General features: G+C 69.9%; 22 protein-coding genes. 12 read left to right on the top strand and 10 right to left on the bottom strand.

Features of this window, described 5'->3' with window-relative positions; translation table 11 throughout:
- Positions 1–30: 30 nt before the first annotated feature.
- The 5 genes from ABZX37_RS42970 to ABZX37_RS42950 form a co-directional block, all read right to left on the bottom strand.
- Positions 31–1,005: an alpha/beta hydrolase gene (locus ABZX37_RS42970; RefSeq protein WP_354749761.1), complete on the bottom strand. Its 975-nt coding sequence runs from the start codon at positions 1,003–1,005 to the stop codon at positions 31–33.
- Positions 1,002–2,282, bottom strand: coding sequence for a hypothetical protein (locus ABZX37_RS42965; protein WP_354749759.1), 1,281 nt, complete (start codon positions 2,280–2,282; stop codon positions 1,002–1,004). The genes ABZX37_RS42970 and ABZX37_RS42965 overlap by 4 nt, the downstream gene beginning before the upstream one ends.
- Positions 2,279–6,073: a tetratricopeptide repeat protein gene (locus ABZX37_RS42960; protein WP_354749757.1), complete on the bottom strand. Its 3,795-nt coding sequence runs from the start codon at positions 6,071–6,073 to the stop codon at positions 2,279–2,281. The genes ABZX37_RS42965 and ABZX37_RS42960 overlap by 4 nt, the downstream gene beginning before the upstream one ends.
- A gap of 60 nt (positions 6,074–6,133) precedes the next feature.
- Positions 6,134–7,489: a serine hydrolase domain-containing protein gene (locus ABZX37_RS42955; RefSeq protein WP_354749755.1), complete on the bottom strand. Its 1,356-nt coding sequence runs from the start codon at positions 7,487–7,489 to the stop codon at positions 6,134–6,136.
- A gap of 87 nt (positions 7,490–7,576) precedes the next feature.
- On the bottom strand, positions 7,577–8,764 hold the full coding sequence (locus ABZX37_RS42950) for an amidohydrolase (RefSeq protein ID WP_354749753.1): 1,188 nt from the start codon (positions 8,762–8,764) through the stop codon (positions 7,577–7,579).
- 151 nt (positions 8,765–8,915) lie between these two features.
- Here ABZX37_RS42950 and ABZX37_RS42945 point away from each other — a divergent pair, with 151 nt between their 5' ends.
- Complete coding sequence (locus tag ABZX37_RS42945; RefSeq protein WP_354749751.1) at positions 8,916–9,785, top strand: oxidoreductase; 870 nt, start codon at positions 8,916–8,918, stop codon at positions 9,783–9,785.
- Positions 9,786–9,993: 208 nt separating this feature from the next.
- Positions 9,994–10,545: an HAD family acid phosphatase gene (locus ABZX37_RS42940; protein ID WP_354749749.1), complete on the top strand. Its 552-nt coding sequence runs from the start codon at positions 9,994–9,996 to the stop codon at positions 10,543–10,545.
- A 48-nt stretch (positions 10,546–10,593) separates the two neighbouring features.
- Here the strand turns inward: ABZX37_RS42940 and ABZX37_RS42935 are convergent, their stop codons facing one another.
- On the bottom strand, positions 10,594–11,328 hold the full coding sequence (locus ABZX37_RS42935) for an SDR family oxidoreductase (RefSeq protein WP_354749747.1): 735 nt from the start codon (positions 11,326–11,328) through the stop codon (positions 10,594–10,596).
- A gap of 136 nt (positions 11,329–11,464) precedes the next feature.
- On the opposite strand from ABZX37_RS42935, the gene ABZX37_RS42930 reads away from it, so the two are divergent.
- The 5 genes from ABZX37_RS42930 (at position 11,465) to ABZX37_RS42910 (ending at position 14,623) form a co-directional block, all read left to right on the top strand.
- Positions 11,465–12,331, top strand: coding sequence for an RNA polymerase sigma-70 factor (locus tag ABZX37_RS42930; RefSeq protein WP_354749745.1), 867 nt, complete (start codon positions 11,465–11,467; stop codon positions 12,329–12,331).
- Between the two features lie 20 nt (positions 12,332–12,351).
- On the top strand, positions 12,352–12,714 hold the full coding sequence (locus ABZX37_RS42925) for a DUF5313 family protein (protein ID WP_354749743.1): 363 nt from the start codon (positions 12,352–12,354) through the stop codon (positions 12,712–12,714).
- Between the two features lie 42 nt (positions 12,715–12,756).
- Positions 12,757–13,113, top strand: coding sequence for a metalloregulator ArsR/SmtB family transcription factor (locus tag ABZX37_RS42920; protein WP_354749741.1), 357 nt, complete (start codon positions 12,757–12,759; stop codon positions 13,111–13,113).
- Complete coding sequence (locus ABZX37_RS42915) at positions 13,110–13,613, top strand: SRPBCC family protein (RefSeq protein ID WP_354749739.1); 504 nt, start codon at positions 13,110–13,112, stop codon at positions 13,611–13,613. Before ABZX37_RS42920 ends, ABZX37_RS42915 begins: the two co-directional genes overlap by 4 nt.
- A 212-nt stretch (positions 13,614–13,825) precedes the next feature.
- A complete protein-coding gene (locus ABZX37_RS42910; protein WP_354749737.1) occupies positions 13,826–14,623 on the top strand; it encodes a sigma-70 family RNA polymerase sigma factor in 798 nt (265 codons plus the stop codon).
- Positions 14,624–14,716: 93 nt separating this feature from the next.
- Here the strand turns inward: ABZX37_RS42910 and ABZX37_RS42905 are convergent, their stop codons facing one another.
- On the bottom strand, positions 14,717–15,439 hold the full coding sequence (locus ABZX37_RS42905) for a TetR/AcrR family transcriptional regulator (protein ID WP_354749735.1): 723 nt from the start codon (positions 15,437–15,439) through the stop codon (positions 14,717–14,719).
- Between the two features lie 52 nt (positions 15,440–15,491).
- Between ABZX37_RS42905 and ABZX37_RS42900 the strand changes: the two genes are divergently transcribed.
- Both ABZX37_RS42900 and ABZX37_RS42895 read left to right on the top strand, forming a co-directional pair.
- Positions 15,492–16,922 (top strand): MFS transporter, encoded by a 1,431-nt coding sequence (locus ABZX37_RS42900; RefSeq protein ID WP_354749733.1) that lies wholly within the window; start codon positions 15,492–15,494, stop codon positions 16,920–16,922.
- 20 nt (positions 16,923–16,942) lie between these two features.
- Positions 16,943–17,698 carry an SDR family NAD(P)-dependent oxidoreductase gene (locus tag ABZX37_RS42895; protein WP_354749731.1) on the top strand — a complete coding sequence of 252 codons (756 nt, stop codon included), beginning with the start codon at positions 16,943–16,945 and terminating at the stop codon, positions 17,696–17,698.
- Positions 17,699–17,783: 85 nt separating this feature from the next.
- Here ABZX37_RS42895 and ABZX37_RS42890 read toward each other — a convergent pair whose 3' ends face one another.
- Positions 17,784–19,100 carry an IniB N-terminal domain-containing protein gene (locus ABZX37_RS42890; RefSeq protein ID WP_354749729.1) on the bottom strand — a complete coding sequence of 439 codons (1,317 nt, stop codon included), beginning with the start codon at positions 19,098–19,100 and terminating at the stop codon, positions 17,784–17,786.
- 936 nt (positions 19,101–20,036) lie between these two features.
- Positions 20,037–23,477: an indolepyruvate ferredoxin oxidoreductase family protein gene (locus tag ABZX37_RS42885; protein WP_354749727.1), complete on the bottom strand. Its 3,441-nt coding sequence runs from the start codon at positions 23,475–23,477 to the stop codon at positions 20,037–20,039.
- 174 nt (positions 23,478–23,651) lie between these two features.
- Here ABZX37_RS42885 and ABZX37_RS42880 point away from each other — a divergent pair, with 174 nt between their 5' ends.
- Together ABZX37_RS42880 and ABZX37_RS42875 are read left to right on the top strand one after the other, a co-directional pair.
- Positions 23,652–24,110 carry an Lrp/AsnC family transcriptional regulator gene (locus ABZX37_RS42880; RefSeq protein ID WP_182891300.1) on the top strand — a complete coding sequence of 153 codons (459 nt, stop codon included), beginning with the start codon at positions 23,652–23,654 and terminating at the stop codon, positions 24,108–24,110.
- A gap of 82 nt (positions 24,111–24,192) precedes the next feature.
- On the top strand, positions 24,193–24,816 hold the full coding sequence (locus ABZX37_RS42875) for a cupin domain-containing protein (protein WP_354749725.1): 624 nt from the start codon (positions 24,193–24,195) through the stop codon (positions 24,814–24,816).
- Here the strand turns inward: ABZX37_RS42875 and ABZX37_RS42870 are convergent.
- On the bottom strand, positions 24,813–25,418 hold the full coding sequence (locus ABZX37_RS42870; protein ID WP_354749723.1) for an acetate uptake transporter: 606 nt from the start codon (positions 25,416–25,418) through the stop codon (positions 24,813–24,815). The two genes, ABZX37_RS42875 and ABZX37_RS42870, sit on opposite strands and share 4 nt — an antisense overlap.
- A 280-nt stretch (positions 25,419–25,698) precedes the next feature.
- On the opposite strand from ABZX37_RS42870, the gene mftR reads away from it, so the two are divergent.
- Entirely contained in the window at positions 25,699–26,331 is a 633-nt protein-coding gene (mftR, locus tag ABZX37_RS42865) for a mycofactocin system transcriptional regulator (protein WP_354749721.1), read from the top strand.
- Positions 26,332–26,462 lie beyond the last annotated feature (131 nt).

Genomic DNA, 26,462 nt, shown 5'->3' with positions numbered 1-26,462 from the left:
GACCGTCCCTTGAGGACGGTCGAGCCCCGTTCAGCGAGCCAGCTCCGCCAGCGACAGCAGCAGATGCGCCGACTCCGGGTACCAGATGTCCGAATGCGCCCCGGCTGGATTCCACCACCGCCCGCGCCGGAACCGCCACCCCGACTCGACATTGACGATCCGCCGGTCCATTTCGGACCGTAGATACTCCGTGTCCACTTTGTGCAGCACAGTGTTTGCCACGTCTTCAGCCGGGGCCTTCACGCCGACGTTCCCGATCCCCCGCACCCCCTCCGCCAACCGGTGCCACAACCCGGTGGCCCGGTCCGCGCGGGAACGGGTCAGCACGATCGGCCCGTTGATCGGGGCATCGCGCAACACCGGGGTGAACCGGTCGGTGAAGATGTCCGGCCGGGCGGCCATCTGGAACACCAGCAGTGTGTCCACAGTGTACGGATAACGCGGATCAGCTCGATCCCAACCGAGCACTGGCGGACCGTCCCCCGCAGCGGCCTGCACCGCTTCCACCACGAACCGGCCGCCGAAGGAATGGCCGACGCAGTGCAGATACTGGCCCGTGACGGTCCGCAAACTCGGCGCGCTGCCGGGCAATTGCCGTTCCGCGTTCAGGTACCCGAGCAACTGGCCGAGCGCCTCCGCGGCCCGCCCGTCAGTGGTCATCTTGTGTGCCCGGTCGCGGATCCGCCGGTAGCCGGTCAGGAACGGGTTGCTCATCGACGGCCAGCGCACCATGACGTAAAACCCTTGCCACGCACCGAGTCCTTCGTAAGACCCGGCCGCGTAGCGCTCTTCCAGCAGCCCGAAGAACTGCCGGGCCCGCCGGTCGGCGGTTTCCCGGTTGTTCTGCCAGCCGTGCACGAACACGACGATGTCGGTCGCCGTCGCCGGGACTTCCAGCCACCGGGCGAGAAACCGCGGCGTCGCCTCGGCGGGCACCGGCTTTCCGGTTTCCGGGTCCACGAAGTCGCCGTGCTCGTCGAGGTCCAGGATCACCGGTTCGGTCACGGTCGCCCTTCCTGCCACAGATGCACGTCGATCCCGCGGTACAGCGAAAACATCAGTCCGAGCGGATTGTGGTGCTCGTCGGCGAACACCCGCGCCAGCGAGCGCACGATGTCGCCCAGTTTCGTGCCCGAATCGATGAACTCGGTGAACAATCGCCGCGAATACTCGCGCGCGAACGCGGGCGGCAGGTCGATCTGCGGACCGATCAGGCAGCGCCCGCCGTTGCCCAGCAAGGCTTTGCCGAAAGCCGAGTAGAACGCCGAGGTCACCTGTCCGCCCTGGCAGGCCCCGACGTACACGAACGGCCGCGTCGGCAGCGGCGCTTCCGCCAGCCACGCGATCAGGTCGGTGCCGTAGATCCGTTCGCCGTCGCCGAGCTTCAAATACGGCTGCTCGACCAGGCCGCCGGAACCGCTCACCTTGCCGTGGCAGCCGAAATACGTGACGTGGTCGGCGAAATCACGGCTGCGGAAGTGCGCGGCCAGCGTCTTCTTGTCCGGCCGCAGCACCACTTCCGCCCGGCCGTGGAAGAAATCGACCACCGGCGCGATGTAAGGCGTGTCCGGGAATTGCTTGTCCACGCCGTGGTCGACATTGAGTCCGACGACCGGTTTCCCACCGTCCACGGTGATCCGCGCGTCGAAGTCGTCGACCCGCGAGAAGGTGTGCTCCACGACGTGCCGATAACCCCAGAACCCGGCGAGCGACCAGTTCTCGTCGTCCGGGTACTCGTCCGGCCGCCGCGGCGAGGTGTAGAGCATTCCCCACGGCACGATCAGGCTGTCGGATTCGACGCTGATCACGTTCTCGCCCTCGGCGAGCGCCAATTCCAGCAGCGAACGGATCCGCCGCAACCCGCGATCCGGACCGGCGAACAACAGCCGGTACAGGAGATAGCCGGCGTCGGCCAGCGCGAAACCCGCGCGCCGCAACAGTTCCGGCCGCGCCGACAGGTCCCAGCCGTCGGCGAACGGATACCGGCGCGGGCCGCGTTCGGCCTGCTCGGCGAGGTCCACGATGTGCCGCTGCCACGTTTCGCGGAGGATGTCGATCCGGGAGTTCAGCTCGCCGAGAGTGTGCGTGATCCGGCCCTGGTACCCGCCGCCGCCGTCCTCGGGGAACGCGCTTCCCCAAGCCTGCACGAGAAGCCCTGGCACCCCGGGGAATTCGAGGAACCGCAGGTTGACCGTCCGCGCCCGGTTGTACGGCGGCACCGCGACGCGGCTCAGCCCGGCGGTGTTGTCGACGGTGACCTCGGTGCTCAGCTGACGGGTCATGACGGCATCTCCACCGGCAGCGCGGCCGCGATTTCCAGGAGCAACTGGCCGTCGTGCTCGCGGTAGACCCGGAACACGAGCCGCAGCGTCCCGGGCGCGACCGGCATGACGGAGAACTCCGCCGGATCGCGCAACCGGTCGCCGGTGATCCAGCCGACCCGCGACATCGGCTCGGCCGTCCCGGGCGCGGCGTCGAGCAGCACCCGGACGCGCACCACGTCCGACTGCGCGGGCGCGGGTTCCTTGCGCCGCACCGAAACCGCGACTCCGACCAGCTGCCCGACGAGGGCCGGGCCGTCGGAATGGCACTCGACGGTCGCCTCCAGCAACCCGGGAGCCGGTTCCGGCGCGTCGTCCGGCGGTCTCGCCCCGATCGCCCGCAGCCCGGCCCAGATGACGCGCTGCGAGTCGAACGGATCCGGTCCCGGGTCGAGGCGGTCCGGCCGCACGGGATAGCCGACCCGGCCGGTACGCCAGGTGCCGGGCCGCGGATCGACCCGCCGGGAATCGACCCGGCGAGAATCGACGCGACGGGAGTCGACTCGACGGGAGTCGACCCGGCGAGAATCGACCCGCCGGGATTCCACTCGGCGCGAATCAACCCGGCGAGAATCGACCCGCCGGGATTCCACTCGGCGCGAATCAACCCGGCGCGAATCGACCCGGGCGCTGAGCACCGCCCCGTCAGCAGCCGCTTCAGCCCGCAGCACGTCGATCTCGAAGTCCTCGCCCTTGGCGACGAGCGGCTCGGCAGCGACCGGCTCCCGATACCGCACCGAAATCCGCTCCGACAGCAGGTCTTCCCCGTCCAGCGGGCCGCGGAAACTGACGAGCCCGCTCTCCGCGTCGACGATGTCCACCAGCAACCGCAACCGGCCCAGGGCGGCCTCGTTCCCCTGCGCGGTCGCCAACGCCACCGCCGAGCCGAGCGCCTCCAGTGTGTCGCGCGGATTCCCTTCGCGATACGCGGAAAGCGCTGCGTCCACCGCGGCCGCGAGGCCCGGCGGCCCGATCGACCTGGGGGCCGGCCGGACCGGATCGTCGGTCAGCCGCACGTACACGTGCTCTGCCTCCGACTGCGCGGTGTCCTGGTGCGCCCAGATCGTGACCAGCTGATTCTCCTGCCCGGTCGCCATTCTCGACGGCACGAGGAAACTCAGCGCGTAACTCCTGGTTTCCCCGGCCGCCCACTGCCCGAGGTCGAGCACCGAGTCGCTGATTCGCCGCTGCGGCAACGGCATCAGCGTTTCCGCCGGGGTCGTCTGGCCGACCCAGTACAGCACGCACCCCGGCAGCTCTCGCACGAACAGCCGCATCGAACCGCCGTCGGAGCCAGCCGTGACCGTGACCCGCACGGTCGTGGTCGAAGTCTGCCGCGGCAGGTAATCCGGGTGGTGCACCACGATCGCGGGCCGCCAGGAAGGACGCGGTTCGGGAACCTTGGCCTGGCGTACCCGGCGGGCGTGCTCTCGCAGCATCGGCCACGCCCGATTCGAGTGCGTCCGATAGATCTGCGCGAGGTCGTCCCGCACCTGGCGAAGGTCAGGCAACCGGGCGGCGGCCGAGGGGTGTTCGAGGGACAGCCGCAGCAGTACCTCCCCGACCACCGCGGCAAGCCGATCCTGTTCGTCCTCGTCCAGATCCAGTTCGCCGAGCCGGGACCAGGCAGCGACGGCTTCGTCCACACTGGACAGTTCCGTGGCGAGCGCCCGCACCGCGCCGGCCCGGGCCGCCGTGCTGGCGGGCACCTCGTCCAAAACCGCTGCCGCGCCGACGCGATCGCCTTGCCCGAGCCGGATCCGGGCAAGCCCGAACGCCGCCGCGACCATGGTCCGATCGCAGGCCCACACCGCGTCGTAGTAGCGCGCCGCAGCGGTGGTCGAGCCCCGCAGTTCCGCGCAGAAACCCAAAGCCAGCAACGGCGCCAGCTCGCCCGGCAGCTGACTCGCGCACTCCCGGTACTGGCTCTCCGCGTCGTCCAGCATTCCCGCGTTCAGCAACACCCCAGCACCGCGCCAGGTTTCCCCGACCTCCTCGGACCCGGTGAAAATGGCGATAGGCAAGGCCGCCCACGCGTCCTCGCGCCGCAGCGGACTGTCGGCGCGCAACGGCGGTTCCGACGCCCAGGCCTCCCACTCCGGCACCCCGAGCCCCGCCACGGCGAGCCCGCAGGGATTGCCGAACTGCCGGGAGACGGCCGGACGCGGCACGTGAGTGCGCTGGCTGAGCAGCTGCCGCAGCACCCCGCGCAACTGCTCGGCCATGTCGTCGGCGGTGGCGAACCGCTCGGCGTAATCCGCGGTCGCCCGGTCGATCAGCGCCCGCAGCATCTCCGTTCCGACGCTGTCGTCGAGGGAACAGGCACGCAGCAGCTCCTCCAGGGTGCGGCCGAGCGAATAGAGATCCGAACGGACGCTGACGCCGTCGGTGTCCAGCTCGGACCGCGACGGCTGATACGCCGGGGTGGCGACGAGCACGCTGTCCCGGTCGTCCTGCCGCCGCATCGAGCCGAGATCGACGAGCGTGACCCGGTCGCCGTCCTGCAGCACGTTGTCCGGTTTCACATCGACGTACAGCAGCCCTCGCTGGTGCAGGTACCCGAGCGCCTCCAGCAGCTGCAGCCCGTACGCGGCGACATGCTCCGGGCGCAGCCGTTTCGCGCGGCGGGCCACCGTCCGCAGCGAAATCCCGCGCACGTATTCCATCACCTGATACCCGATGAGCCGGCCGGTTTCCGGGTCCGGGTCTTCGACGTGGGCGAGGGTGCGGACGACGTTCGGATGGTCCAGTCCGAGCAACCGCGGGACGACGGCGGATTGCGCGGCGGCCAGCGCGCCGTCGCGGTCCCGTTCGCCGATCAAGCCTTTGAGCACCACGAACCGGCCGCCGTCGGCCTCGTCGCGGGCAAGGTAGATCCAGCTGAACCCGCCGATCGCGATGCAGCCGAGGACCGCGTAACGACCGGCGACGACCGTGCCGCGCTCCAGCGCGGGCACAAAGCTGAACGGCGCGCCGCACCGCACGCAGTAACCGCGGGTCCGACCGGCCCGCGAGCCCTGGTCGCGGCCCACCGGATTGCCGCACTCCGCGCAAAACCGGCGGCGCTCCGGCAGCGCCGCGTCGGGCAGGACCGCGTCGTACGGGTCCGGCAGGATCGCTTTCGGCAGCGCGACCCGCAGGTCCCCGGCGTCCGGTATCGGCACGCGGCCGGTGCGGACGAGGAGTTCGTCGAGCCGGTCCTCGATCACCGAATCGTCGGTCACCCATTCCCGCAGCTGCGGGAAGTACGCCAGCACGGTGTCCGCCGGAACCAGCCGCACCCCGTGGTCGACCACCACGATGCCGAGCAGCCGCCCGGTGCGGCTGTCGAACACCGGACAGCCGGACAGGTCCGGGTCGACGCGGCCCTCCAGCAGCGTGAGCGGGACCCGTTCGCCGTCCGGCACGCCGATGGTGGCGCGCACCCAGATGCCGTAGCCGAGGCGGAGCGGAAGACTGTGGATCCGGACTTCCCGCCCGGATTCGACCTTCCGCCGGAGCAGGGCGCCGCCTCGCACCGGAGTGTCCAGTTCGAGCAGCGCCAGGTCGCCGCGCGCGCCCGCGAGCGGCGGGACCAGCCCGGCCAGCGCCGCGGCTCCCGCCGATTCGACCCGGAAAGCGGTTTCGTCGCGGGCCGCCCGGGAGCAGGTCAGCACGTACCGGTCGCCGATCAGCACGCCCGCGCCGAGGAGGCGGCCGTCGGCAGCGCGGATCCGCGTCTGCCCCGTATTCCACCCCAGATCAGCGACCACGAGGTAAAACCTTACCCGGGCAACGCCGCCGGATCGTTCAGTTCGGGCAAAGCCGTCCGGTCACCCCGCGCGACGGGTCGCCCTCCCCGAATGGACGTACTGCGCGCGGCCGGTGCCGTCGTCGCCGAGGAAGACCAGCGGCAGGTGGATTCCGGCCTGCGCCTCGCGGAGGATCAACGTGTCGCCTTCGAGGAAGACCAGTTCGGACTTGCTGGCGGAGCTCAACTCCGCGGCTGTCCCTTTAGGACGTTGCTCCAGCCAGACCCGGCCGTCGTCGTCCTGGGAGACCACGAGATCGGCGACCGTGCTGGCGTAAGTGCCGAGATACCGGTCAGCGGCGAACGCTTCCGGCTCGGACGGCGGACGCGGCGGCAGCGACACCTCGACGCCCCCGAATTCCTTGAGCAGCGCGGGAACGAGGTCGGCGTACAGGCTCATCGCGTCGCCGCCGTTGGTCAGCAACGCCACCGCGAGGTCGCTTTCGGGCACCAGCCGGAGGAACGCCGCCTGGCCGATGGTGTTGCCGTCGTGGCCGTAGACCTGACCGCTCGGGGTGTCGAACAACTCCCAGCCGAGCCCCCAGGCGTCGCCCATGATGCCGAGCGGCGGGAGGCTGACCTGCCGCTCCAGCATTGCGGCGGCGCTCTTCGCGCTCAGCACTTCGGCACCGCCCGCGAGGTGCATGCGGGCGAAGGCGAGCAGATCCGCCGCGGACATCGCGAGCGACGACCCGGCCGGACCGTTGGACCGCAGCATCGACCAGAACGGCGCGGGCACGAGATCGGCACCGGGCTCGGGTTCGAGATGCCCGATCGCGGCGCGATAGCGGATCGCGTCGAGGGCGTTCGGGGAAAACTGCCGAAGCTTGAGCGGTCCGGCGAGATGCTCGCGAAGGCAGTCCTCGTAATGCTTGCCGCGCAACACTTCCACCAGCCGCCCGAGGACGACGTACCCAGCGTTGTTGTAGGAGAACAGTTCCCCGGGCGGAAAGAGCTGCGCGACGCCGTCGAGAGTCGCGACGAACTTCTCGACCGCGTCGTCGCCGGGTCCGGTGTCCGTGAAGAGGTCGCCCTCGAACCCGGCGGTGTGGCTGAGCAGCTGCCGCACGGTGATGGCCGCGTCGCCCAGTTCGAGGTCGGGCAGGTACTGCCGGATCGGGGCGTCGAGGTCGACCAGGCCCTCGTCCACGAGCTGCAGGACGAGGGTGGCCGTCCAGACCTTGGTGATCGAGCCGATTTGGAATACCGAATCGGCGGTGGCGGTGACGCCGGTGCCGAGATTGAGCACCCCGGCGGCCGCGGTGGCCGTCTCGTCGCCGACAGCCACCGCGATGACCGCGGCAGGGACCTGGTGTTGTGCCAGCAGCGCGGGGAGGTCCTGCTCCAGCCGCCTGCGGAGAGCGTCGAGCTTGTCCATCCCGGGAAGCTATCGCCCCGCTGAGCCGAAAACTTCGTCCCCGGCTACGGAAAAACCAGCGGCATGCTGGAGCAGCGGACGAACTGCTCAGACGAGCACTTCCCCGTCCCGCACCACAATCCGGCCACCCGCGATCACCAGCGAACGCACCGGCACCCGCATCAACGCGTCCGGCACGTTCTCCGCCGCCACCAACACCACATCCGCCCGGCAACCCGGCGCCAGATCATGCCGCCCACGACCCACGAACGACGCCGCACGCCGCGTTGCCAACTCCACCGCCGCCACCAGATCCTCGTCCTTCCGCAGTCCGTGCAACCGGGCGAAGCCGAGCGCGATCTGCAGCACGTCGCCGTCGCCGTACGGGGACCACAGGTCGCGGATTCCGTCCGTGCCGAGGCCGACCGGGACCTCGCGCGCGGACAACTCCGTCCACGGCAGCGGGGCCGTCCGGACCGGGGCGACGGTCGCCAGCGAGATGCCCGCCTCGGTGATCCGGTCGAGCAACGCCGCCTGTCGCGCCGGGGGAACCTCGCCGAGCGCGAAGCCGTGCGAGACGGTGACCTTGCCCTGCAGCCCGGTGCGCACCGTCCGGTCGGCGATCAGCTCGTACTGGAACGCGCCCAGCTCGCCGCCGTCGTGCAGGTGGATGTCGAGGCCGACGCCGCGCCGCTCGGCGATCTCGAACAGTCCGTCGAGCTGGCCGACCGGGTCGCGGTCGATGCCCGCCGGGTCGAGGCCGCCGATCCAGCCGGCGCCCGCCGCCGCGGCCTCGTCGAGCAGTTTGAGCACGCCGGGCCGCCGCAGGACGCCGTCCTGCGGGAAGGCCACGATCTCGACCTCCACCGCGCCGCCCAGCCGTTCCGCGGCCTCTCGCACGATTTCGATGCCGCGCAGGCCGAGCCCCAGGTCGACGTCCACGTGGCTGCGCGCCGCGGTGGTGCCGTGCCGCAGGAACTCGCGCAGCACCGTCTCGGCGACCTCGACGCTCGGGATCCCCAGTTTGTCCCGCTCGGCCCGCTCGTGCGCGATGCGGCCTTCGGTGCTCGCGACGCCGCCGTAGGAGACCCACGGCTTGCCCCACCAGCTCTTGTCGACGTGCGCGTGCGAGTTGACGAACCCGGGCAGCGCGAGCAGGCCCGCGCCGTCGATCCGTTCGCCCTCGACCGGGGCCGAACCGGCGGGCCGGACGTCGGAGATGCGGTCGCCGTCGAGGACGATGTCGGCCAGGTCGCCGCCCCACGGGCGCACGCCGGTCACAGTGAGAGAAGCCATGATAATGGTATACCAAATTATCGGGCTGCTGTCCCGCGAGCCTGGCCCTGACACTCCCAGGACCGAGGGGTACTGGCCGCGCCGCGCCCTCGGCAGCACCATGGACGGCAGCCGCGACGGAACCGGCGCGGCGAGAAGGAAGGGCGGAACATTGACCGACAACCTCCCCGGCGGGACGTTCACGTTGGCTGGGCGCACCGTCGCCCGCCTGGGATACGGCGCGATGCAGCTGGCCGGACCCGGCGTCTTCGGGCCGCCGAACGACCGCGACGAGGCGCTCGCGGTGCTGCGCACGGCCGTCGAGCTGGGCGTGAACCACTTCGACACCGCTGACTTCTACGGGCCGTACGTCACGAACGAACTGCTCCGCGAAGCACTCGCGCCGTATGACGGGCTGCAGATCGTCACGAAGGTCGGCGCGGTGCGCGACGACAAGGGCGGCTGGATCCACGAGCGCTCGCCCGAGCAGCTGCGCGAACAGGTGGAGTCGAACCTGCGAAACCTCGGCGTCGAGGCGCTCGACGTGGTGAACCTGCGCGTCGGCGGCGGCGAGGACGGACACTCGCCGGTACCGGGCTCGCTGGCCGAACCGTTCGGCGCGCTCGCCGAACTGCGCCAGGAAGGCAAGATCAAGGAACTCGGCGTGAGCGTGGTCGACGCCGAGCAGGTGGCGCAGGCGCAGTCGATCGCGCCGGTGGTCACCGTGCAGAACTGGTACAACGTGGCGCACCGCGGGGACGAGAAGCTGATCGAATCCCTTGCCGCCCAAGGGATTTCCTACGTCCCGTTCTGGCCGCTCGGCGGGTTCAGCCCGCTGCAGTCCTCGACGCTGGACGACGTCGCCGCCCGGCTCGGCGCCAGCCCGAAGGCGGTCGCGCTGGCCTGGCTGCTGCACCAGTCGCCGAACATCCTGCTGATCCCCGGCACGTCGTCGGTCGCGCACCTGCGGGAGAACGTCGCGGCGGCCGACCTGGAACTGCCCGCGGACGCCTTGGCCGAATTGGACACCATCGCCGGATAACGGCGGATCGGGGTGATGATTGTCCACCGGCGTCGACAATCATCACCCCGAATCGCGGCGGAAAACACGCCCGTAGGTCCCGGTGAACGGACGGCGAATTCCCCTCCGTTGCCACGAAATCACCCGACGAACGACGGTGCACCGAAACTCCCGGCGAGATTAGCGTGACCGGTGGCAATTTCCGCCACGCGAAGGAGAAATCGCGCCGATGAACGTCAAGAGCGCCTGCGCCGCAATTCTCGCCGTCGCCGGGCTGATCGCCGCCCCGGCCACCGCGTCGGCCGCGGTGTCCGACCTGCCCAGCTACGAGCAATGGCAGTCCGACGTGCGCGAAGCCGTCGGCCCGGCCATTCCGTGGCTGACCGACCGGGTCGCACAGGGCGGCTCCAAGCTGGCGATCGTGCTGGACATCGACAACACCTCGCTGGAAACCGAATACCATCCCGGCGAACCGAACAAGCCGGTGCTCGCGGTCGCCCAATGGGCGGGCCAGCACCACGTGTCCGTCCTGTTCGTGACGGCGCGGACCAGTTCCTCCTCCGCGCGCAAGCAATTGAGCGGCGCGGGCTACCCGATCGACGCGATCTGCACCCGCGAATCCGGCGAGGGCACCGCGGAGGGCAAGCAGCGCTGCCGCGCCGACCTGACCCAGCAGGGCTACACGATCACGGCGAACATCGGCAACCGGTCCACCGACCTCGAAGGCGGGGACTACGAAAAGGGCTTCAAACTGCCGGACTACGACGGCCAGCTCTCGTAACTCGTGCGCGGCGATCCCGGTTCCAACCGGGATCGCCGCTCACGAGCTTCACCGGCCCAGCCACTCCGCCAGTCCGACCTTGCCCCGCCACGAACCTTCCGCCGGCACCAGGCTGTCCTTGCCCAGCACCGTCCCGAAGTACTTCGCGGCCGGGTCGGTCACCACCTCGCGGGGGTCCTTGCGCGCGGTCAGCACCCGCCGGATCCATTCGTCCATCGGCAGCACGTCCGGGCCGCCGATCTCGACGATCCCGCCGACCGCCGGCTCGCCCGCGGCCTTGGCGACCGCCACCGCGACGTCCTCCGCCGCGATCGGCTGCGTGCCGCCGTCGGAAAGCCGGACCACGCCGTCGGCCGTCGAGGTGTCCGCGATCGCGACCGCGAACTCCAGGAACTGCGTCGCGCGCACGATCGTGTAGTTCAGCCCGCTGTCCTCGATCAGCTTCTCCTGCGCGGCCTTCGCCCGCAGGTAACCGGAATCCGGCAGCTCGTCCGCGCCCACGACGGACAGCGCGACGAAATGCCCGACCCCGGCTTCGCGCGCGGCCCGCACCAGGTTCCCGGTCGAGCGCTGGAAGAACTCCATGACGTCGTCGTCGGCGAACGACGGCGAGTTCGACACGTCCACCAGCACGTCAGCACCCCGCAGCACGCCGGACAGCCCTTCGCCGGTCAGCGTGTTCACGCCGGTGCTCGGCGCTGCCGCCACGACCTCATGCCCCTCGAGCAGCTGCACGACCTGCGAACCGATCCGCCCGGTCCCGCCGATGACGACGATCTTCATGCTCGTTCCCTCCGTTTCCGCCGCGACGGCCGCCGCGAGCGTCGCCAGTCAGGACCGGACAGCTCGCCGATTTGTGACACCCCTTCCCGCTAAGCTCGCGAATGTCCCGCCGGACCAGGAAAGGAACGCGCCGCCGATGGAGGAACTCGCCGAGGCCGCCTCGGTGTTCGCGCGGGTCCGGCCGCGGCTGTTCGGGATCGCCTACCGGATGCTGGGCAGCGTCGCCGACGCCGAAGACCTCCTCCAGGACGTCTGGCTGCGCTGGCAGACCTGCGACCGCTCGGTCGTCCGCAACCCGGACGCGTTCCTCGCCACCACCACGACGCGGCTGGCCATCACCGCGAGCCAGACCGCGCGCGTCCGGCACGAAACCTACGTCGGCCCCTGGCTGCCCGAGCCGATCGACGCCTCCGCCGACCCGCAGCTGGGCGCCGAACGGGCCGCCGCGCTCGAGGTCGCGGTGCTGTTCCTGCTGGAGAAGCTGCCGCCGACGGAACGCGCCGCGTACGTGCTGCGCGAGGCGTTCGACTATCCGTACCACCAGATCGCCGACATCGTGCAGACCACCGAGGTGAGCGCGCGCCAGCTGGTCAGCCGGGCGCGCAAACACCTCGCCGCGGAACGCCGGACGCCCGTCGAACCGTCGGAACAGCGGCGGCTGCTCACCGCGTTCGTGGACGCCGCGCGCACCGGCGACCTCGCGACGCTGGAGAAACTGCTCGCCGAGGACGTGGTCAGCTACTCCGACGGCGGCGGCGCGGTCCGTGCGACGCGGATCCCGGTGGTCGGCGCGGTCACGGTGGCGAAGTACGTCCGCGCGTTCGCCAGCCGGTTCTGGCCCGGCACCGAGGTGGGCTGGAGCGACGTCAACGGCCAGCCCGCGGCGGTGGTGAGCCACAGCGGAGCCGTGATCGCGGTGCTCACCGTGTCCGCGTCGGCCGAGGGCATCGACCGGCTGTTCTGGCTGATGAACCCGGCCAAGCTCGGGGCGTACACCGCCTGAGCACGGGGTACCCGGCGGGCATGAAGCGTCCCGGCCCGGTGCGCTGGCTGCACTACGTGTACGGCGGGGTACTCCCCGACGAGTACCGCGAGTGGGTGCTGCACGACGCGACCGCGAAAACCTGGGTGCTGCGCTTCGCGTTCCGGATCTTCGTCGAGGCGCTGCCCTGGCTGATCGCGGGTTACGTCGTGCTCACTCTCGTCACGCCGATGCCCGCCGGGATGATCATCGCGGCGCTGCTGATCAGCCTGCTGCTGAGCCTGTTCCTCACCGTCACCAGCGCCGACGAGCTCGCCGAAGTCCGGCTCGCCAAGCACGGTTTCCCGCCCGGCGCGGGGAAAGAGGTCCGCAAACGCCGCGGCGGCGCGTCGACCTGGCCGTGACGTGCTTGCCGGAAGCGTAACCTCCGGGTTACGCTTCTGTCCGTGGATCTGGTCGCCAACGCGATCGCCGACCCGGTGCGGCGGGACATTCTGACGCTCCTGCGGCGACAGCGGCTGCCCGCCGGGGAGATCGCCGCGCGCTTCGACATCAGCCGGCCCGCGGTGTCGCGCCATCTGCGCGTACTGCGGGAAAGCGGGCTGGTGCGCGACGAACTCGTGGGCAGGCAACGGTTTTACGCGCTCGACCCGCAGGGATGCGCCGAACTCACCGCCTGGCTCACCCAGCTTGTCGCGCCGCCCGCTTGGCAGCAGCGGCTCGACGCGCTGGAGACCGAGGTCCACCGCACCCGTCGCGAACGCCGCCGGGACCCCGCTTCCGGAGAGGAAACCACCGCATGAAACCCGTGCCCACCGCGAGAGCGCACCGGCTCGCCGACAGCATCGACCTGGTCCTGCCCCGCACTTTCCGCGCGCCGATCGACGACGTGTGGGCCGCGGTCACCGAGCCCGAACGCACCGCGCGCTGGTTCGGCCCCTGGAAGGGCGACGCGGCACCCGGCCGGATGATCCAGGTCCAGATGGTGTTCGAGGAGGAGGAACCCTGGATGGACCTCCGCATCGACGCCTGCGAGCCGCCGCACCGGCTGGCTGTTTCGTCGACCGACGAATCCGGGGCCTGGCGGATGGAGCTGCGGCTCGAGTCCCGAGGCGCGGCAACGGAACTGCGACTGGTGCACCACCTGGACTCGGCGGACAAAATCCCGGACGCGGGCCCCGGCTGGGAGTACTACCTCGACATGTTCGCCGCCGCCTTCGACGGCACGCCGAGGCCGGACTTCGCCGACTACCACCCGGCGATGACGCCCTATTTCACCGAATTGGCCGGAAAGTTTTCCTGACCGTGCGTCAATAGTCCACTTCGGACAGTCGGCCGCCGAACGAAATGTCCTTGAGCGGCCAAGACTTCCCCGGATGGCTGACAGCGGCGGCCGGACCCGAATCGCGCGGCCGACTGCCCGATCCCCGCCGCCATATGGAGTACACTGCTGTACCAGTTACTTTCAGTAGTCCCGCGTGACGAGGTGTGGGCCGGTCCGGTGGGAGGTGCACGGTGGAGACGACGCTGGGCAGCACTCTGGTCACCGATGCGCGAGAGGACGAGCGCACCGACGCCGAACTCCTCGCCGCCGTACGCGCCGGGGATTGCCAGGCAGGCGGCGAACTGTTCCGGCGGCACGTCACGTTGATGCGCCGCGTCGCCGCCGGCTTGGTGCGTCAGCAGGCCGAACGCGACGACCTGGTCGCCGAAGCCTTCGCGCGCGTGCTCAGCACCGTCGCGGCCGGCGGCGGCCCGGAATCGAACGCGCCCGCGTACCTCGTGGCCACTATGCGAAATCTGTTCGCACGGTGGAGCCGCCACGAAAATCGTATCGATCTCTACGCGACAGTTCCGGAACCCGTAAATCTCGACGGCGGCGCAGACGAACTCGCAGTCATGCGCTCGGAAGACCGGCTCGTGTGGTCGGCCTACCGAACGCTGCCCGGCCGCTGGCGGACAGTGTTGTGGCGGATGTCCGCCGAGGGCGACACTCCGGCGGAACTCGCGCCGGTGCTCGGCGTTTCGCCGAACGGTGTCGCCGTGCTCGCCCGCCGTGCCCGCGAAGGCCTGCGGCAGGCGTACCTGCAAGTCCAGGTGCCGGACGCGGAATTGCCGCAGTGCCAGGAAGTCCGCCGCCGGATGGGCGCGTGGCTGCGCGGCACCCTGCCCGCCCGCCGGGCCGGAGTCCTCGCCGGTCACCTGGCCGTGTGCGAACCGTGCCACGCGGTCGCCGCCGAACTGGCCGAGGTCAACCGCGAACTGCCGCGGATGACCGGTTGCTGCGACCCAGCAATCCCGGAACCTCGCTGACCGCGCGTTCGTACGCGGCTCTTGCTCCAAACGTCCGTGAGGGGAACCCTGAGGGACTCTGATTCCGTCAGGGTTCCCTTCACGGATCTTTCGCTATTCCGAAGTCTCGCTGGTCAGATTCCGCGTGATCAGGTTGACCATGAAGTCGAACCGGTCATGCCCGGCACCGGACGTCAACTCCGCCGCGTACTGCCGGGTCCGCGGGAACTTCTCCTCCGGCAGCGCGGCGAACCGCTCGATCAACTGCTCCTGGCTGAACACCCACTCGCCGCCGTGCTGCTGCCGTTGCCGGACCAGTGACACTTCCCAGGCGTACGCGGTCACGTAGAGCGTGAGCGAATCCAGCGCCCACGCGGCGGTCTGCGGCTCGATGCCGCCGGCCAGCAGGATCGCCAGAATCCCCTCGCTGACCCGCAGCGTTTCCAGGTGCGTCGGAACCGTCGCGAGCGCGGCGCGGGAGACGCCGGGGTACTTCAGATACAGGTCGCGGATCTGCCCATAGACCGCCAAGACCTGCTGCCGCCAGGTCGCCGGGTCGGGTTCGGGCAGTTCGATCTGCGCGCAGAGCCTGCCGATGAGCAGATCGTCGAGATCCTCTTTGTTGACGATGTGCGCGTACAGCGACGACGGCCCGGTGCCGAGCACCGCGGTGACCCGGCGGACGGTCAGCGCGTCGTAGCCCTCGGTGGCGACGACCTGCAGCGCGGCGTCGGTGATCCGGTCGACCGTGATGGGTTCTTTCCGCGGTTTCGGCGCGGCTTCGGCGCTGGTGGACGCGTGCCGGGCGGCGCGGCGCTCTCGGGGATCAGCGGGCATGTCCACCACTATAGCTTGACACGAACTTAGTTCGTCATCTAGAACTTAGTTCGTGACTACTGAACTTAGTTCGTCTCCCCGCGCCGAGCCGCTTCCGCTGGTCCAGGCGTGGCTCGTGCTGGTCGTCGTCGTGATCGCCGACCTGATGGACCTCATCGACACCAGCGTCGCCGCCCTCGCCGGCCCCTCGATCCGCTCCGACCTCGGCGGCGGGCCGGTGACCCTGCAGTGGGTCCTGTCGGCCTACACCGCCGCGTTCGCGCTCGGCCTCGTGACGTCCGGCCGCCTCGGCGACCTGCTCGGCCGGCGCAGGCTGTTCCTGCTCGGCCTGACCGGCTTCACCCTCGCGTCGCTGGCCTGCGGGCTCGCGCCCAGCGCCGGGTTCCTGATCGGCGCCCGCGTGTTCCAGGGCCTCTTCGGCGCGGCGATGATCCCGCAGGGCATCGCGCTGGTGAAGGTCGTCTTCCCGCCCGATCAGCTGCGCAAAGCCCTCATGCCGTTCGGCCCGATCATGGGCCTGGCCACTGTCGCCGGACCCATCCTCGCCGGCTGGCTGCTGCACCTGAACCTGTTCGGCAGCGAATGGCGCTCGATCTTCCTGATCAATGTCCCGTTCGGCATCCTCGCCGGATTGCTCGGCCTGCGCGTGCTGCCGCGACACAGCGGCGAAGACCGCAGCGCCCGCCTCGACCTGCGCGGCGTCGGCCTGCTCACCGCCGCGTCAGCGCTGCTCATCGTGCCGCTCATCCAAGGCCGCGAACTCGGCTGGCCCGTCTGGACGTACGTGCTGATGGTCGCTGGCGTGGTCGCCTTCGTCTTGTTCGCGAGGTCCGAACGCCGCAGCAGCCATCCGGTCATCGCGCCGTCGCTGTTTTCCAAGCGCGGCTTCGTGTTCGGTCTCCTGATCACCGGCGGCTTTTACGCCTCGCTCAGCGGATTCGTGCTCGTCGTGAACCTGCTGTTGCAATCCGGCCTCGGCTGGACGCCGCTGCAGTCCGGCTTCGCCCTGCTTCCCTGGGCCGCCGGTACCGCCATCGCGACCCTGCTGTCCGGTGCGGTACTCGCCGCGAAACTCGGCCGTACCTCGCTCCACTTAGGACTCGCCATCGCGGTCGTCGGCCTGCTCGTCCTGTGGTGGTCGATCGCGCACTGGGGTGCGGCCGTCACCATCTGGCAGCTCGCCCCCGCGCTGTTCATCACCGGCGCCGGTTCCGGATTGTTGTTCATTCCGCTCTTCGATTTCATCCTCGGCGACGCGACTCCCGAAGAAGTCGGCAGCGGTTCCGGAATGCTCAACGCCGCCCAGCAATTCGCCGGAGCCATCGGTGTCGCCGCGCTCGGCACGGTGTTCTTCGCCCGCGTCGGACCGGCCGCCGCGCCGTCCTGGATCCCTGCCGCTGAACTGGTTTTCGGCATCTGCGCCGGCCTGTACCTCGTGGCGCTGGCCCTCGTCGGATTCCTGCCGAAACACTCCGCCCACTAACTCGTGAAATGAGTATCGCCGTGCCAAAAACCGCCTTGATCACCGGAACCAGCCGTGCCGTCGGACTCGGCTTCGCCACCGCCCGGCTGCTGTCCGAACAGGACTATCACGTCATCCTCACCGCTCGCGACCTGTCCCGCGCCGAATCCCTTGCCGCGCGACTCCCGAACGCCAGCGCGGTGCGGCTCGACCTCGCCGATCTCGCCACCATGACCGCCGCCGCCGACTACGTCGCCGAATCCTTCGGCCGCCTCGACGTGCTGGTCAACAACGCCAGCGACACCGTCGATTTCGCCACCCTGTCCGCGCTCGACGCCGACCTGGCCGCCGTCCAGTCCGCATTGGACATCGACGTCCTCGGCCCGTGGCAGCTCACGCAGTTGTTGCTGCCGCTGCTGAAAGCCGCACCGGCGGCCCGGATCGTCAACGTTTCCAGCGTTTCCGCGCTGCAGATCTCCACCGGACTCGACCTCGGCGCGAGCCTGCGCGCCCCGGCGCATTCCTTCGCCAAGCACGCGCTGAACACGCTGACCGGCGTGCTGGCCTCGGCGCTGCGGGACACCCCGATCCTCGTCAACGCCGTCGATCCGGGAGAAACCGCCACCCATCCCGAACGCGGCGACGAGGACACCGCCCGCCCGGCGCTCGAAAGCGCCCGCGGCGTGGTGTGGGCCGCGACGCTGCCGCCCGACGGCCCGACCGGCGGCCTCTTCCTCGACAGCCAGCCCGTGTTGTCCTTGCTGCCCGGCACGGAAAAACCCCTGGTGCGCCAGTGACCCTCGCGCCCGGCACACAAAACACCGCGGGCCCAGACCGTGTCCGGTCCGGGCCCGCGGCGGGAAAACCCTTGCTATACCAGGATCAGTGACCCAGGTGCAGGCTGTCCAGGTGCAGGCTGCTCGCGTGCGACTCGAGACCGCCCGCGACGTCGTGCAGGTGGTTCTGCACCTCGTTGAGCGGCGCGGCGTGCGCGGCGTCCGGCAGCTCGCCGGTCGTCGCGTGCTGGGTGCCGGTCTCGACGGCGTCCTGGACGGTGCTCGTGACGTGCTGCGCGGCCGCGTTGACGGCCGGCGCGTGCGCGGTCGCACCCTCGATGGCGTGGGTCAGCGAACCCGCGTTCGGGGCGGCCGGGACCGACGGCAGCTCCGGAGCGTGCGACAGCTCGCCGACGCCCGGGACCGACGGGGCCTGCGGCAGCGCGCCCACACCCGGGACCTGCGGCAGGGCGCCGACGCCCGGCACCTGCGGCAGCTCGCCCGCGCCCGGAACGGCCGGGAGAGCCGGAACGGCCGGGAGGCCCGGAACCGCGCCCGCGGCGTGGTCCAGCGTGCCGGACAGGTCGCCGGCCGAGGTCAGGTCGCCGGTGGCGTTGGCCAGGTCGGCGCGGAGGTCGCCGTGCTCGCCCACCGGGGTCGAGCCGATCGCCTCGTTGACGGTGCCCAGCAGGTGCGAGCCGCCCTGGCGGACGTCCTCGACAACGCCGCTGACCGGGCCGCCGACGGCGGGGATCTTCGCGGTCTCGGAGACCACGGCCTTCCACGTCAGCGCGTCGCCGAGGTGGTTGGTGGTGGCGTCCACCGCGGAGCCGACGAGCTTGCCGTCGAAGACGTGCTCGCCCACCGCGTTGACGGTGTTCTGGGTGTCGATCGCGGCGGCGTCGACGATCGGGCCGACGACCGGGATCGGGTGCGTCGCGGCGGCGACGTGGTCCAGCACGCCGGAGACCGCGCCCAGGGTGCCGTGGGTGACGGTGTTCAGGCCGGTCGCGTCGGCGACGTTGCTGACGCCCTCGAAGACCGGGCTGAGGTTCGGCAGCGCGCCGGCGAGGCCGCCGAGGCCGTCGCCGACCTGGTGCGCGACCGGCTCGGCGGCGGCGTCGGCCTTGTCGAAGGCTCCGGCCAGGTCAGCCGACGGAACGCTCGGGACGGCGGGCACGCCCGGGATGCTCGGCGCGGCCGGGACGCCCGGCACCGCGGGAACGGCCGGGACGGCGGGAGCGGCGGGCAGCGGGGCGCTGTCCATGACCAGCGGCATGATGTCCTGCACGTCCGACGGGTTCAGCTCGCTGAGACCGGCGCCGTTCAGCACGCCTTGCGGGTCAGCTTTGTAGTCCGCCATCGACTGCGGGTCGTTCAGCAGGTTCAGCGCGAATTCGTGCAGCGTCTGCACCGGGCCCATAGTTTGTATTCTCCTGTGGTGACAACGGATCGGGGTGGGGTGTCCGAGAAACGGACGAGCCGGCCCCAGAGCCGGCTCCTTTTCCGAACATAGGACTCCGCCGAATGCCCGCCATCGGGGGGTCACCCGGGTTAGCCGGGGCCCCCACTAGGGACTTTATCGATCCCCCGATTAGGGGCATTAGGGGATTCGGCGCGTCCGCACTGGTCACAGGCCTGCCCGCGGCGCACCCCGCCGAGCGCCGCCCACCCCACCGATCGGGGGACGGACGCGGGTCTCCCGGGAAGGTTCGCCAGGACCACCCATTGGTGTGACACCTACAAGGCTTTTCGGGCAGGACCGGGCTCGACGGGAAGGCCGAAACCGCGCGGAGATCGGGTTCGGCCGCCTCCTCGCCGTTTCTGGCATCGCGCGGAAGAGGGGCGCGGAATGCGCGTTGAATGGGGTTCCAGGGAGTTGATCTCGCTTCAATCAGCGGGGATCTGCGCGGAATCCGCCGCGACTCTGCGGCGAAGCGCTCTTCGGCGGTTCAAGCGGACGGGTCGCCGCTAATCCGGCAGGGTCGCCAAGCCGAAGCAACCGGAGCCTCAGGCAATCGCGACCCGCACCGAGCCCAGCGGCTCCGGCGGACGGCTCGCCCGAACCCGGCACAGTCGCCAAACCGGAGCAATCACCGCCGCAGCGACACCACCCCCTGCCCCACGGCGACTCCCGCCGAGCAGTCGCACCCCGCGCGGAACCCTGCACCTCCAGCGGACGGCTCGCTCCTAACGCGGCACCGTCGCCAAACCGAAGCAACCGGAGCGGCTGCGACACCATCCGTCCCGCGGCGGCTCCCGGATCCCCTCCGGCATCCGAATCCAGCAGCCCAACCAGGCAACTCGCCCCGAAGCCGCTGCGGCACGAACCCGTCCCGCAGCGGCTCCCGGCTCCCCCTCAGGCAGTCGCGACCCGCACCGAGTCCGGCATCTCCAGTTCCTTCAGCAGCTCCTCCTGCCGCCTCCGGTAAGCCGCCACGTTGGCCAGCTTGATCTCCTCGTATCCGCGCACCGAGTCCGGCAGCGCGGCCAGTTCGACCAGGCGGGCGTCGCCCCGGTCGGCGACCTCGAGGGCACGCGTCAGCGCCTGCCGGTACTCCCCGATCAGCGCCCGCTCGACCCGGCGGACCTCAGCGCGGCCGAACGGGTCCAGCTTCGTCCCGCGAAGCTTGCGCAGTGCCTTCAGCGCCGCGAACGCGGGCCGGACGCTGCGGCCGCCGAGGCTGATCTTGCGGTTCATGCCCAGCGCGCGCAGCACCGGCGGGTGCAGCCGGTGCGCGAACCGCGTGCCGACGCCGAACTGGGCTTCGATTTCCGCGGTCAGCTGCGGGTCCAGCGACAGCCGCGCCACCTCGTACTCGTCCTTGTAGGCCATGAGCTTGTAGAGGTTCCGCGCGACCGCCTCGGTCACCGAAGCACTGGCACGCGTGCGGATCCGCTCGACGAACTCCGCGTACTGCCGCGCGTACCGCTCGTCCTGGTAGGCGATGAGGTCCGGAACGCGCAGGTCGAGCACCCGGGCGAGTTCGCCGTCGGCCCGCACCAGCGCGCGCACCCTGCGGACCGCTTCCGCGTCCGCGGCGGCCGGAGCCTCCGACGACGACGGCGAGAGTTCCGCGTCGAGCGCCTCCGGATCGGCGACCAGCTGCCGACCGCGCCGGAACGCCTGCAGGTTCGTCTCCACCGCGGTCCCGTTGATCTTGATGGCCTGTTCCAGGCTTTCCGCGGAGACGGCCAGCGAGCCGGTCTGGTAGGCCGCGCCGAGCTGGAGGATGTTGGCGTACTGGTCGTCGCCGAAGATCTGCTCGGCGAGGCCGCGCGCGTCGAGGTAGTGCCCGGAGGCGGTCGCGTCGCCGAGCGCGCCGCGGATGCTCGACTGGTCCGGGTACGAAACTTCCTTGTCCACCACCATTCGCCCGGTCGGAACCTCCGAAGTGGACACTACGGCGACCGTCCGCCCGGCATCAGCCACGCCGAGGTACGCCGGGTCGGCGGCGACCAGCGCGTCGCACGCGAGGTAAAGGTCGCATTCCCCGTTGGCGAGTTTCGGAGCCTGTTCGACGGCGCCGGTGGAAATCTTCACGTCCGAGACAACCGCGCCGCCCTTTTGCGCGAGCCCGGTCTGGTCGAGGGTGCGCACCTGCTTGCCGTCGAGAACCCCAGCGACACCAAGGATTTGCGCGACGGTGACCACGCCGGTGCCGCCGATACCGGTGATCCGCACAGCGACGTCGGACAGGGTTTTCGCCGGTTCGGGCAGGACATCGGCACTGATCGGCGCGAGGTTCCGCCGCTTGACCTCGCCGGTCGGGACGACGGTCAGGAACGACGGGCAGTCGCCGTCGAGGCACGAGTAGTCGACGTTGCACGAAGCCTGGTGGATCTGGGTTTTACGGCCGAACTCCGTCTCGACCGGTTGCACCGAAAGACAATTCGACTTCACCCCGCAGTCGCCACAGCCTTCGCAAACGCGCTCGTTCACGAAGACCTTGCGCGCAGGCGCTTCCTGCTTCCCCCGACGACGCTTGCGCCGCTTCTCCGCCGCGCACTCCTGCTCGTGAATCAACACCGTCACACCGCGATGCGTCGCCAGTTCTTCTTGCGTACGAAGAAGTTCCGCCCGGTCACGCACCTCGACCCCGCGCGGCAGCTTCCGCTTCCGCAGCCGACGCGGCGCGTCCGAGGTGATGACGACCTTCGCCGCGCCCTCGGTGAGCAGCAGCGCGGCGACCTTCTCCACGGAAAGCCCGCCGACCGCGTCCTGACCGCCGGTCATCGCGACCGCGGAGTTGTAGAGCAGCTTGTACGTGATGTCGACGCCTGCCGCGACCGCCGCGCGCACGGCGAGGCTGCCGGAGTGCATGAACGTGCCGTCGCCGATGTTCTGCATCAGGTGCGGCGTCTCGACGAACGGCGCCATGCCGATCCACTGCGCGCCCTCGCCGCCCATCTGGGTCAGCCCGACGACCTCGCCGACCTGCTCCGGCTCCATGAACAAAGCCATGGTGTGGCAACCGATCCCGGCGCCGACGAGCGTGCCGTCCGGGACCTTGGTGGACGAGTTGTGCGGGCAGCCGGAGCAGAAGTACGGCGTGCGGGCCAGCAGCGGCACCGAAATCCGCTCGCGGCGACGCCGCCCCTTCCACGCCGCGACGGGTTCCGCTTCCGGCAGGCGCTTGGCCAGACCGCTGGCGATGCGGTCCGGGTCCAGTTCGCCGAGTTCGGTGAACAGCACCTGGCCGTGCTGGTCGGACTTGCCGTACACGCGCGGCGCGCCGGTGCGGCCGTAGAGGATTTCCTTGATCGCCGGTTCGACCAGCGCGCGCTTTTCCTCGATCACCAGGATTTCGTCGAGGCCCTCGGCGAATTCCTTGATGATGCCCGGTTCGACCGGGTACACGACGCCGAGCTTCAGCAGCCGGATGCCGTAGCGGGACAGCTCGGACTCGTCGAGACCGAGCATCCGCAGCGCCTGCCGAAGGTCCAAATAGGACTTGCCGGCGGTGACGATGCCGACGCGGTCGTTCGGTCCGGACCGGACGATCCGGTTGATCCCGCTGGCGCGCACGTATTCCATCGCGAGCGGCAGCCGGACGCGGTGCAGGCTGTGTTCGAGCGTGATCAGCTCCGGCCCGAGAAGCCGGCTGTTCGGCTGGTGCTTGTACGCGCCCTCGGGCATTTCCGGCGCGGTCCATTCCGAATCGACCAGCGCGGTGCCGCCGGAGTCGGCGACGTTCGCGACGATCTTCATCGAGGACCACAGCCCGCTCGCGCGGGAAAGTTCGACCGCGTGCCTGCCGTGCTCCAGCACGTCCTGCGCGTCGGCCGGGAAGAACACCGGCATCGCGAGGTCGGCGAGCGCGTGCTCGGACGCACACGGGATGGTCGAGGATTTCGCGTTGGGGTCGTCGCCGACCAGCGCGACCGCGCCGCCGCGCGGGTCGGTGCCCGCGAGGTTCGCGTGCCGCAGCGCGTCGGTGGCCCGGTCGAGGCCAGGGGCCTTGCCGTACCACATGCCGACGACGCCGTCGGGCCGCATCGTGCCCGCTCGGGCGGCCAGCTGGCTGCCCATGACCGCGGTCGCGCCGAGTTCCTCGTTGACGCCCGGCTTGTGCACGATGTTGTGCTCGGCCAGCAAACCGGACCGCCGCGCCAGCTCCAGGTCGAACCCGCCGAGCGGCGAGCCCTGGTACCCCGACACGAAGGCCGCCGAGTCCGCGCCGTTCTGCCGGTCCAGCCGGATCCGGTCGAGCAGGACGCGCACCAGCGCCTGCACCCCGGTCAAGTAGACAGTGCCCGCTTCGCGCACGTACCGGTCTTCCAACGTGAAGGCGTTCATCCGCACTTCCCTTCCGCACGCCATCAGCCCACGGGCACCCGCCGTTGGGACGTGAGCCACCTCACCCCACCCCTGAGCCCGGGCGCAACGTGCCCGGCCACTGTAGTGGCAAGGACGCAAAGGATGACGTGCGAGAGGGCGGATCGGGCAGATCTGTTGCGTACGATGCCGCTCATGGCCGAAGAACTGCTGGACGCGACCGACCACGAGATCATCGCGTTGCTGCGCGAGGACGCCCGGCGCACGTTCTCGGACATCGCCGGGCGGGTGTCGCTCTCCACCGCCGCGGTGAAGCGGCGCGTCGACCGGCTCCGGGAGAAGGGCGTGATCACCGGTTTCACCGTGCAGGTCGACCACGCGAAACTCGGCTGGGGCATCGAGGCGTTCGCGCAGCTCAGGTTCTTCGGGAGCACGAACGTCGCCGAGATCGTCGAGACCACCACGCGGATCCCGGAGGCGCAGGCGGTGTTCACCATCGCCGGCGACCCGGACGCGGTGGTGTGGCTGCGCAGCCGCGACATGGCGCACCTGCAGAGCACGATCGACGAACTGCGGCGCAGCCACCGGATCACCAGCACGCGCACTCTGATCGTGCTCGACTCGTGGGTGCGCGGCGAGGACCGGCCCGAGTGACCTTCGGGCAGTGTCGCGGCGTTCCGGTTGCCGTCCGGTTTCGTGCATCGGCATCGTCGAGGTGACGCTTCGAAGGGATGTCATGCCGAGCCACACCGCGACTTTTTCTCCCGCAGGCTGGACCGAGGCCGGGCCCGGGGTCTGGACGAAGGACCTGTTGCAGTCCCCTGGCGACTCGTTCACGCTGGTCCGGCTGGGCGCCGGGGCGGTGCTGTCCGATCCTGGCGACCGGGTGCTGGTGCTGGAAGGCACTCTCGCGGACCATCGCGCCGGTGCTTACCTCGCCGCTGACGGCGCACTGTCCAGTCCGGACGGCTGTCTCGCGCTGAGCATCAGCGGCGAGCGGCTCGGGGAACCGGCTGAGGACGTCTTCGGGCCTTCCGGCTGGCAGAAATCGAGCCCCGGACTGTGGTTCCGGTTGCTGCTCGACGTGGCGTTCGACGAGACCTTCGACGAACGCGTCGTCGGACTGTCCTCTTTCGAGCCCGGGTCGTTCTCGGCGCGGCATCCGCATCCGACCGCGCACCGGTTCCTGTTCCTGGACGGGGAAGCCGACGACGAGCTGGTCTTCCCGGACGGCAGCCGGGTCACGGCTCGCCGCGCTCGCGGCGACTTCGTGGACTATCCCGCCCAGGTCGAGCACCAGACGTTCAGCCGCGGCGGCTGCCTGATCCTGTTCCTGCACGAACCCGCTGAGCGTGCTTAGCGCTTGCCGATCGGGCCGGTCGGGAGCACCGTGCGGCCCGCGGTGGCGTTGGTGACGACCGCGAACGAGCCGTACCAGGCGACCACCGCGGTGGCCAGTCCGAGCCAGCCGCCGATCTTGCCCGCGCTTTCCGCGCCGCCCAGTTCGCTGATGGTGAGGAACAGGAAAGTCAGGAACAAGAGGACGAAGACTCCGACGAGGACGGCGTTCGTGCGCAGCGACGCGATCATCATGTAGCCGGTGAAGATGGTGAACACCAACAGGAACATCCCGGTGGCGGTCGCCGCGTCGGCGGGCGGGATCTTCGGCGCGAACTGCCAGACGTAGAAGGCGAAAGCCAGCCAGAACGCGCCGTAGGTGCCGAATGCGGTGGCGCCGAAGGTGTTGTTCTTTCGGAATTCCCACATTCCGGCCAGGAGCTGGGCCAGGCCGCCGTAGAAGAGGGCCAGCGGCAGGACCACGGGCTCGACCGCCTTGGGGATCAGGCCCGCGTTGACCGCGCTCAGGACGAAGGTGGTGGCGGCGAAGCCCGCTAAGCCCAGTGGGCCCGGGTCGGCGATGGCTTCGGCGGGTGAGGCCGGGCGAGCGGCTGTTTCACTCATCGGATCCTCGATTCTGCTTTGCGGCAGGATCTTCACATCTGACACCTGACGCAACAGACTTGTCCACTGTCCACAAGGTCCCTCTTTCGAGTGGTGGCGGGTGCGGAATCGGGAATGGGGTTTATTTCGGACTTAGCGGTTTTTGTCGCGCATTCTTCTGGTATTCGACAGTCCATTGTGGATGGGGTTTGGCCGTCTCGCGGTGGGCCGCCGATGCTGCGGGGTGTCGGCGGGCGAGTACTGTCACCCGGTGACAGAAGCGTCCGCGGGAGGGGGAGGCATGCCTGCTGATCCGGTCGACGAGGCTCGGCCCCGGCGTGGCCGGCCTCGGGGGACCAGTGCGCGGCAACTGGAGGAGATCGCGCTGCGGCTGTTCACTGAGCAGGGGTTCCACGAGACGACCGTGGATCAGATCGCGGCCGCTGCCGGGGTCAGCCGGCGGACGTTCTTTCGGTACTACGACGCCAAGTCCGACGTGCTGTGGAACGAGTTCGACTCCGAGGTGGATACGATCCGGGAGTTGCTCGCTGATTCTCCGGAGGGCATTCCCGTGCTGGAGGCGGTTCGGCGGGCGGTGTTGGCGGCCAATCATTATCGGGCCGAGGATGTGCCTGAGCTGCGGATGCGGATGAATCTGCTCAGTACCGTGGCTGAACTGGCGGCCAGTGCTACTCGGCATTACGACGCTTGGGAGCGGGCTGTGATCAGTTTCGTGGCTCGGCGTACTGGGCAGGCTGAGGATTCGCTGTACCCGTTGGCGGTGGGGCGGGCTGTGTTGGCGACCTGCCGGGCGGCTTATGAGCGGTGGTCTGCTCGGGCTGATGCTGATCTCACGCTTTATCTGGACGCTGGGTTGCGGGCGCTGGCGGCTGGGTTTGCTGATGAGGTGCTGGTTGGGGAGCCTGGGGTTTGAGTTCGGCTCGTCGCCTGGCGGCGACATTGCCGTCCTTGGTTGCGTGGGGCACCCCGAAGCTTGATTGTGATGACGGTCTGAGGGTGGTTGTCAAGGCTGGAAAGATGCCTTGACAACCACCCTCAGACCGC

Source organism: Amycolatopsis sp. NPDC004079, from assembly GCF_040610415.1.
GTDB classification, from domain to species: Bacteria; Actinomycetota; Actinomycetes; order Mycobacteriales; family Pseudonocardiaceae; genus Amycolatopsis; species Amycolatopsis halotolerans.
The sequence above is the reverse complement of the archived record's forward strand: the minus strand, read 5'-3'. Positions and strand labels throughout refer to the sequence as shown.

What these genes read in the sequence shown, in the direction of transcription:
- ABZX37_RS42950 (WP_354749753.1), bottom strand. Translation starts at nt 8,764, where the DNA reads ATGGCTTCTCTCACTGTGACCGGCGTGCGCCCGTGGGGCGGCGACCTG.
- ABZX37_RS42880 (WP_182891300.1), top strand. Translation starts at nt 23,652, where the DNA reads ATGGCCGAAGAACTGCTGGACGCGACCGACCACGAGATCATCGCGTTG.
- ABZX37_RS42905 (WP_354749735.1), bottom strand. Translation starts at nt 15,439, where the DNA reads ATGCCCGCTGATCCCCGAGAGCGCCGCGCCGCCCGGCACGCGTCCACC.
- ABZX37_RS42870 (WP_354749723.1), bottom strand. Translation starts at nt 25,418, where the DNA reads ATGAGTGAAACAGCCGCTCGCCCGGCCTCACCCGCCGAAGCCATCGCC.
- ABZX37_RS42930 (WP_354749745.1), top strand. Translation starts at nt 11,465, where the DNA reads ATGGAGGAACTCGCCGAGGCCGCCTCGGTGTTCGCGCGGGTCCGGCCG.
- ABZX37_RS42875 (WP_354749725.1), top strand. Translation starts at nt 24,193, where the DNA reads ATGCCGAGCCACACCGCGACTTTTTCTCCCGCAGGCTGGACCGAGGCC.
- ABZX37_RS42965 (WP_354749759.1), bottom strand. Translation starts at nt 2,282, where the DNA reads ATGACCCGTCAGCTGAGCACCGAGGTCACCGTCGACAACACCGCCGGG.
- ABZX37_RS42890 (WP_354749729.1), bottom strand. Translation starts at nt 19,100, where the DNA reads ATGGGCCCGGTGCAGACGCTGCACGAATTCGCGCTGAACCTGCTGAAC.
- ABZX37_RS42885 (WP_354749727.1), bottom strand. Translation starts at nt 23,477, where the DNA reads ATGAACGCCTTCACGTTGGAAGACCGGTACGTGCGCGAAGCGGGCACT.
- ABZX37_RS42915 (WP_354749739.1), top strand. Translation starts at nt 13,110, where the DNA reads ATGAAACCCGTGCCCACCGCGAGAGCGCACCGGCTCGCCGACAGCATC.
- ABZX37_RS42935 (WP_354749747.1), bottom strand. Translation starts at nt 11,328, where the DNA reads ATGAAGATCGTCGTCATCGGCGGGACCGGGCGGATCGGTTCGCAGGTC.
- ABZX37_RS42955 (WP_354749755.1), bottom strand. Translation starts at nt 7,489, where the DNA reads ATGGACAAGCTCGACGCTCTCCGCAGGCGGCTGGAGCAGGACCTCCCC.
- mftR (WP_354749721.1), top strand. Translation starts at nt 25,699, where the DNA reads ATGCCTGCTGATCCGGTCGACGAGGCTCGGCCCCGGCGTGGCCGGCCT.
- ABZX37_RS42925 (WP_354749743.1), top strand. Translation starts at nt 12,352, where the DNA reads ATGAAGCGTCCCGGCCCGGTGCGCTGGCTGCACTACGTGTACGGCGGG.
- ABZX37_RS42940 (WP_354749749.1), top strand. Translation starts at nt 9,994, where the DNA reads ATGAACGTCAAGAGCGCCTGCGCCGCAATTCTCGCCGTCGCCGGGCTG.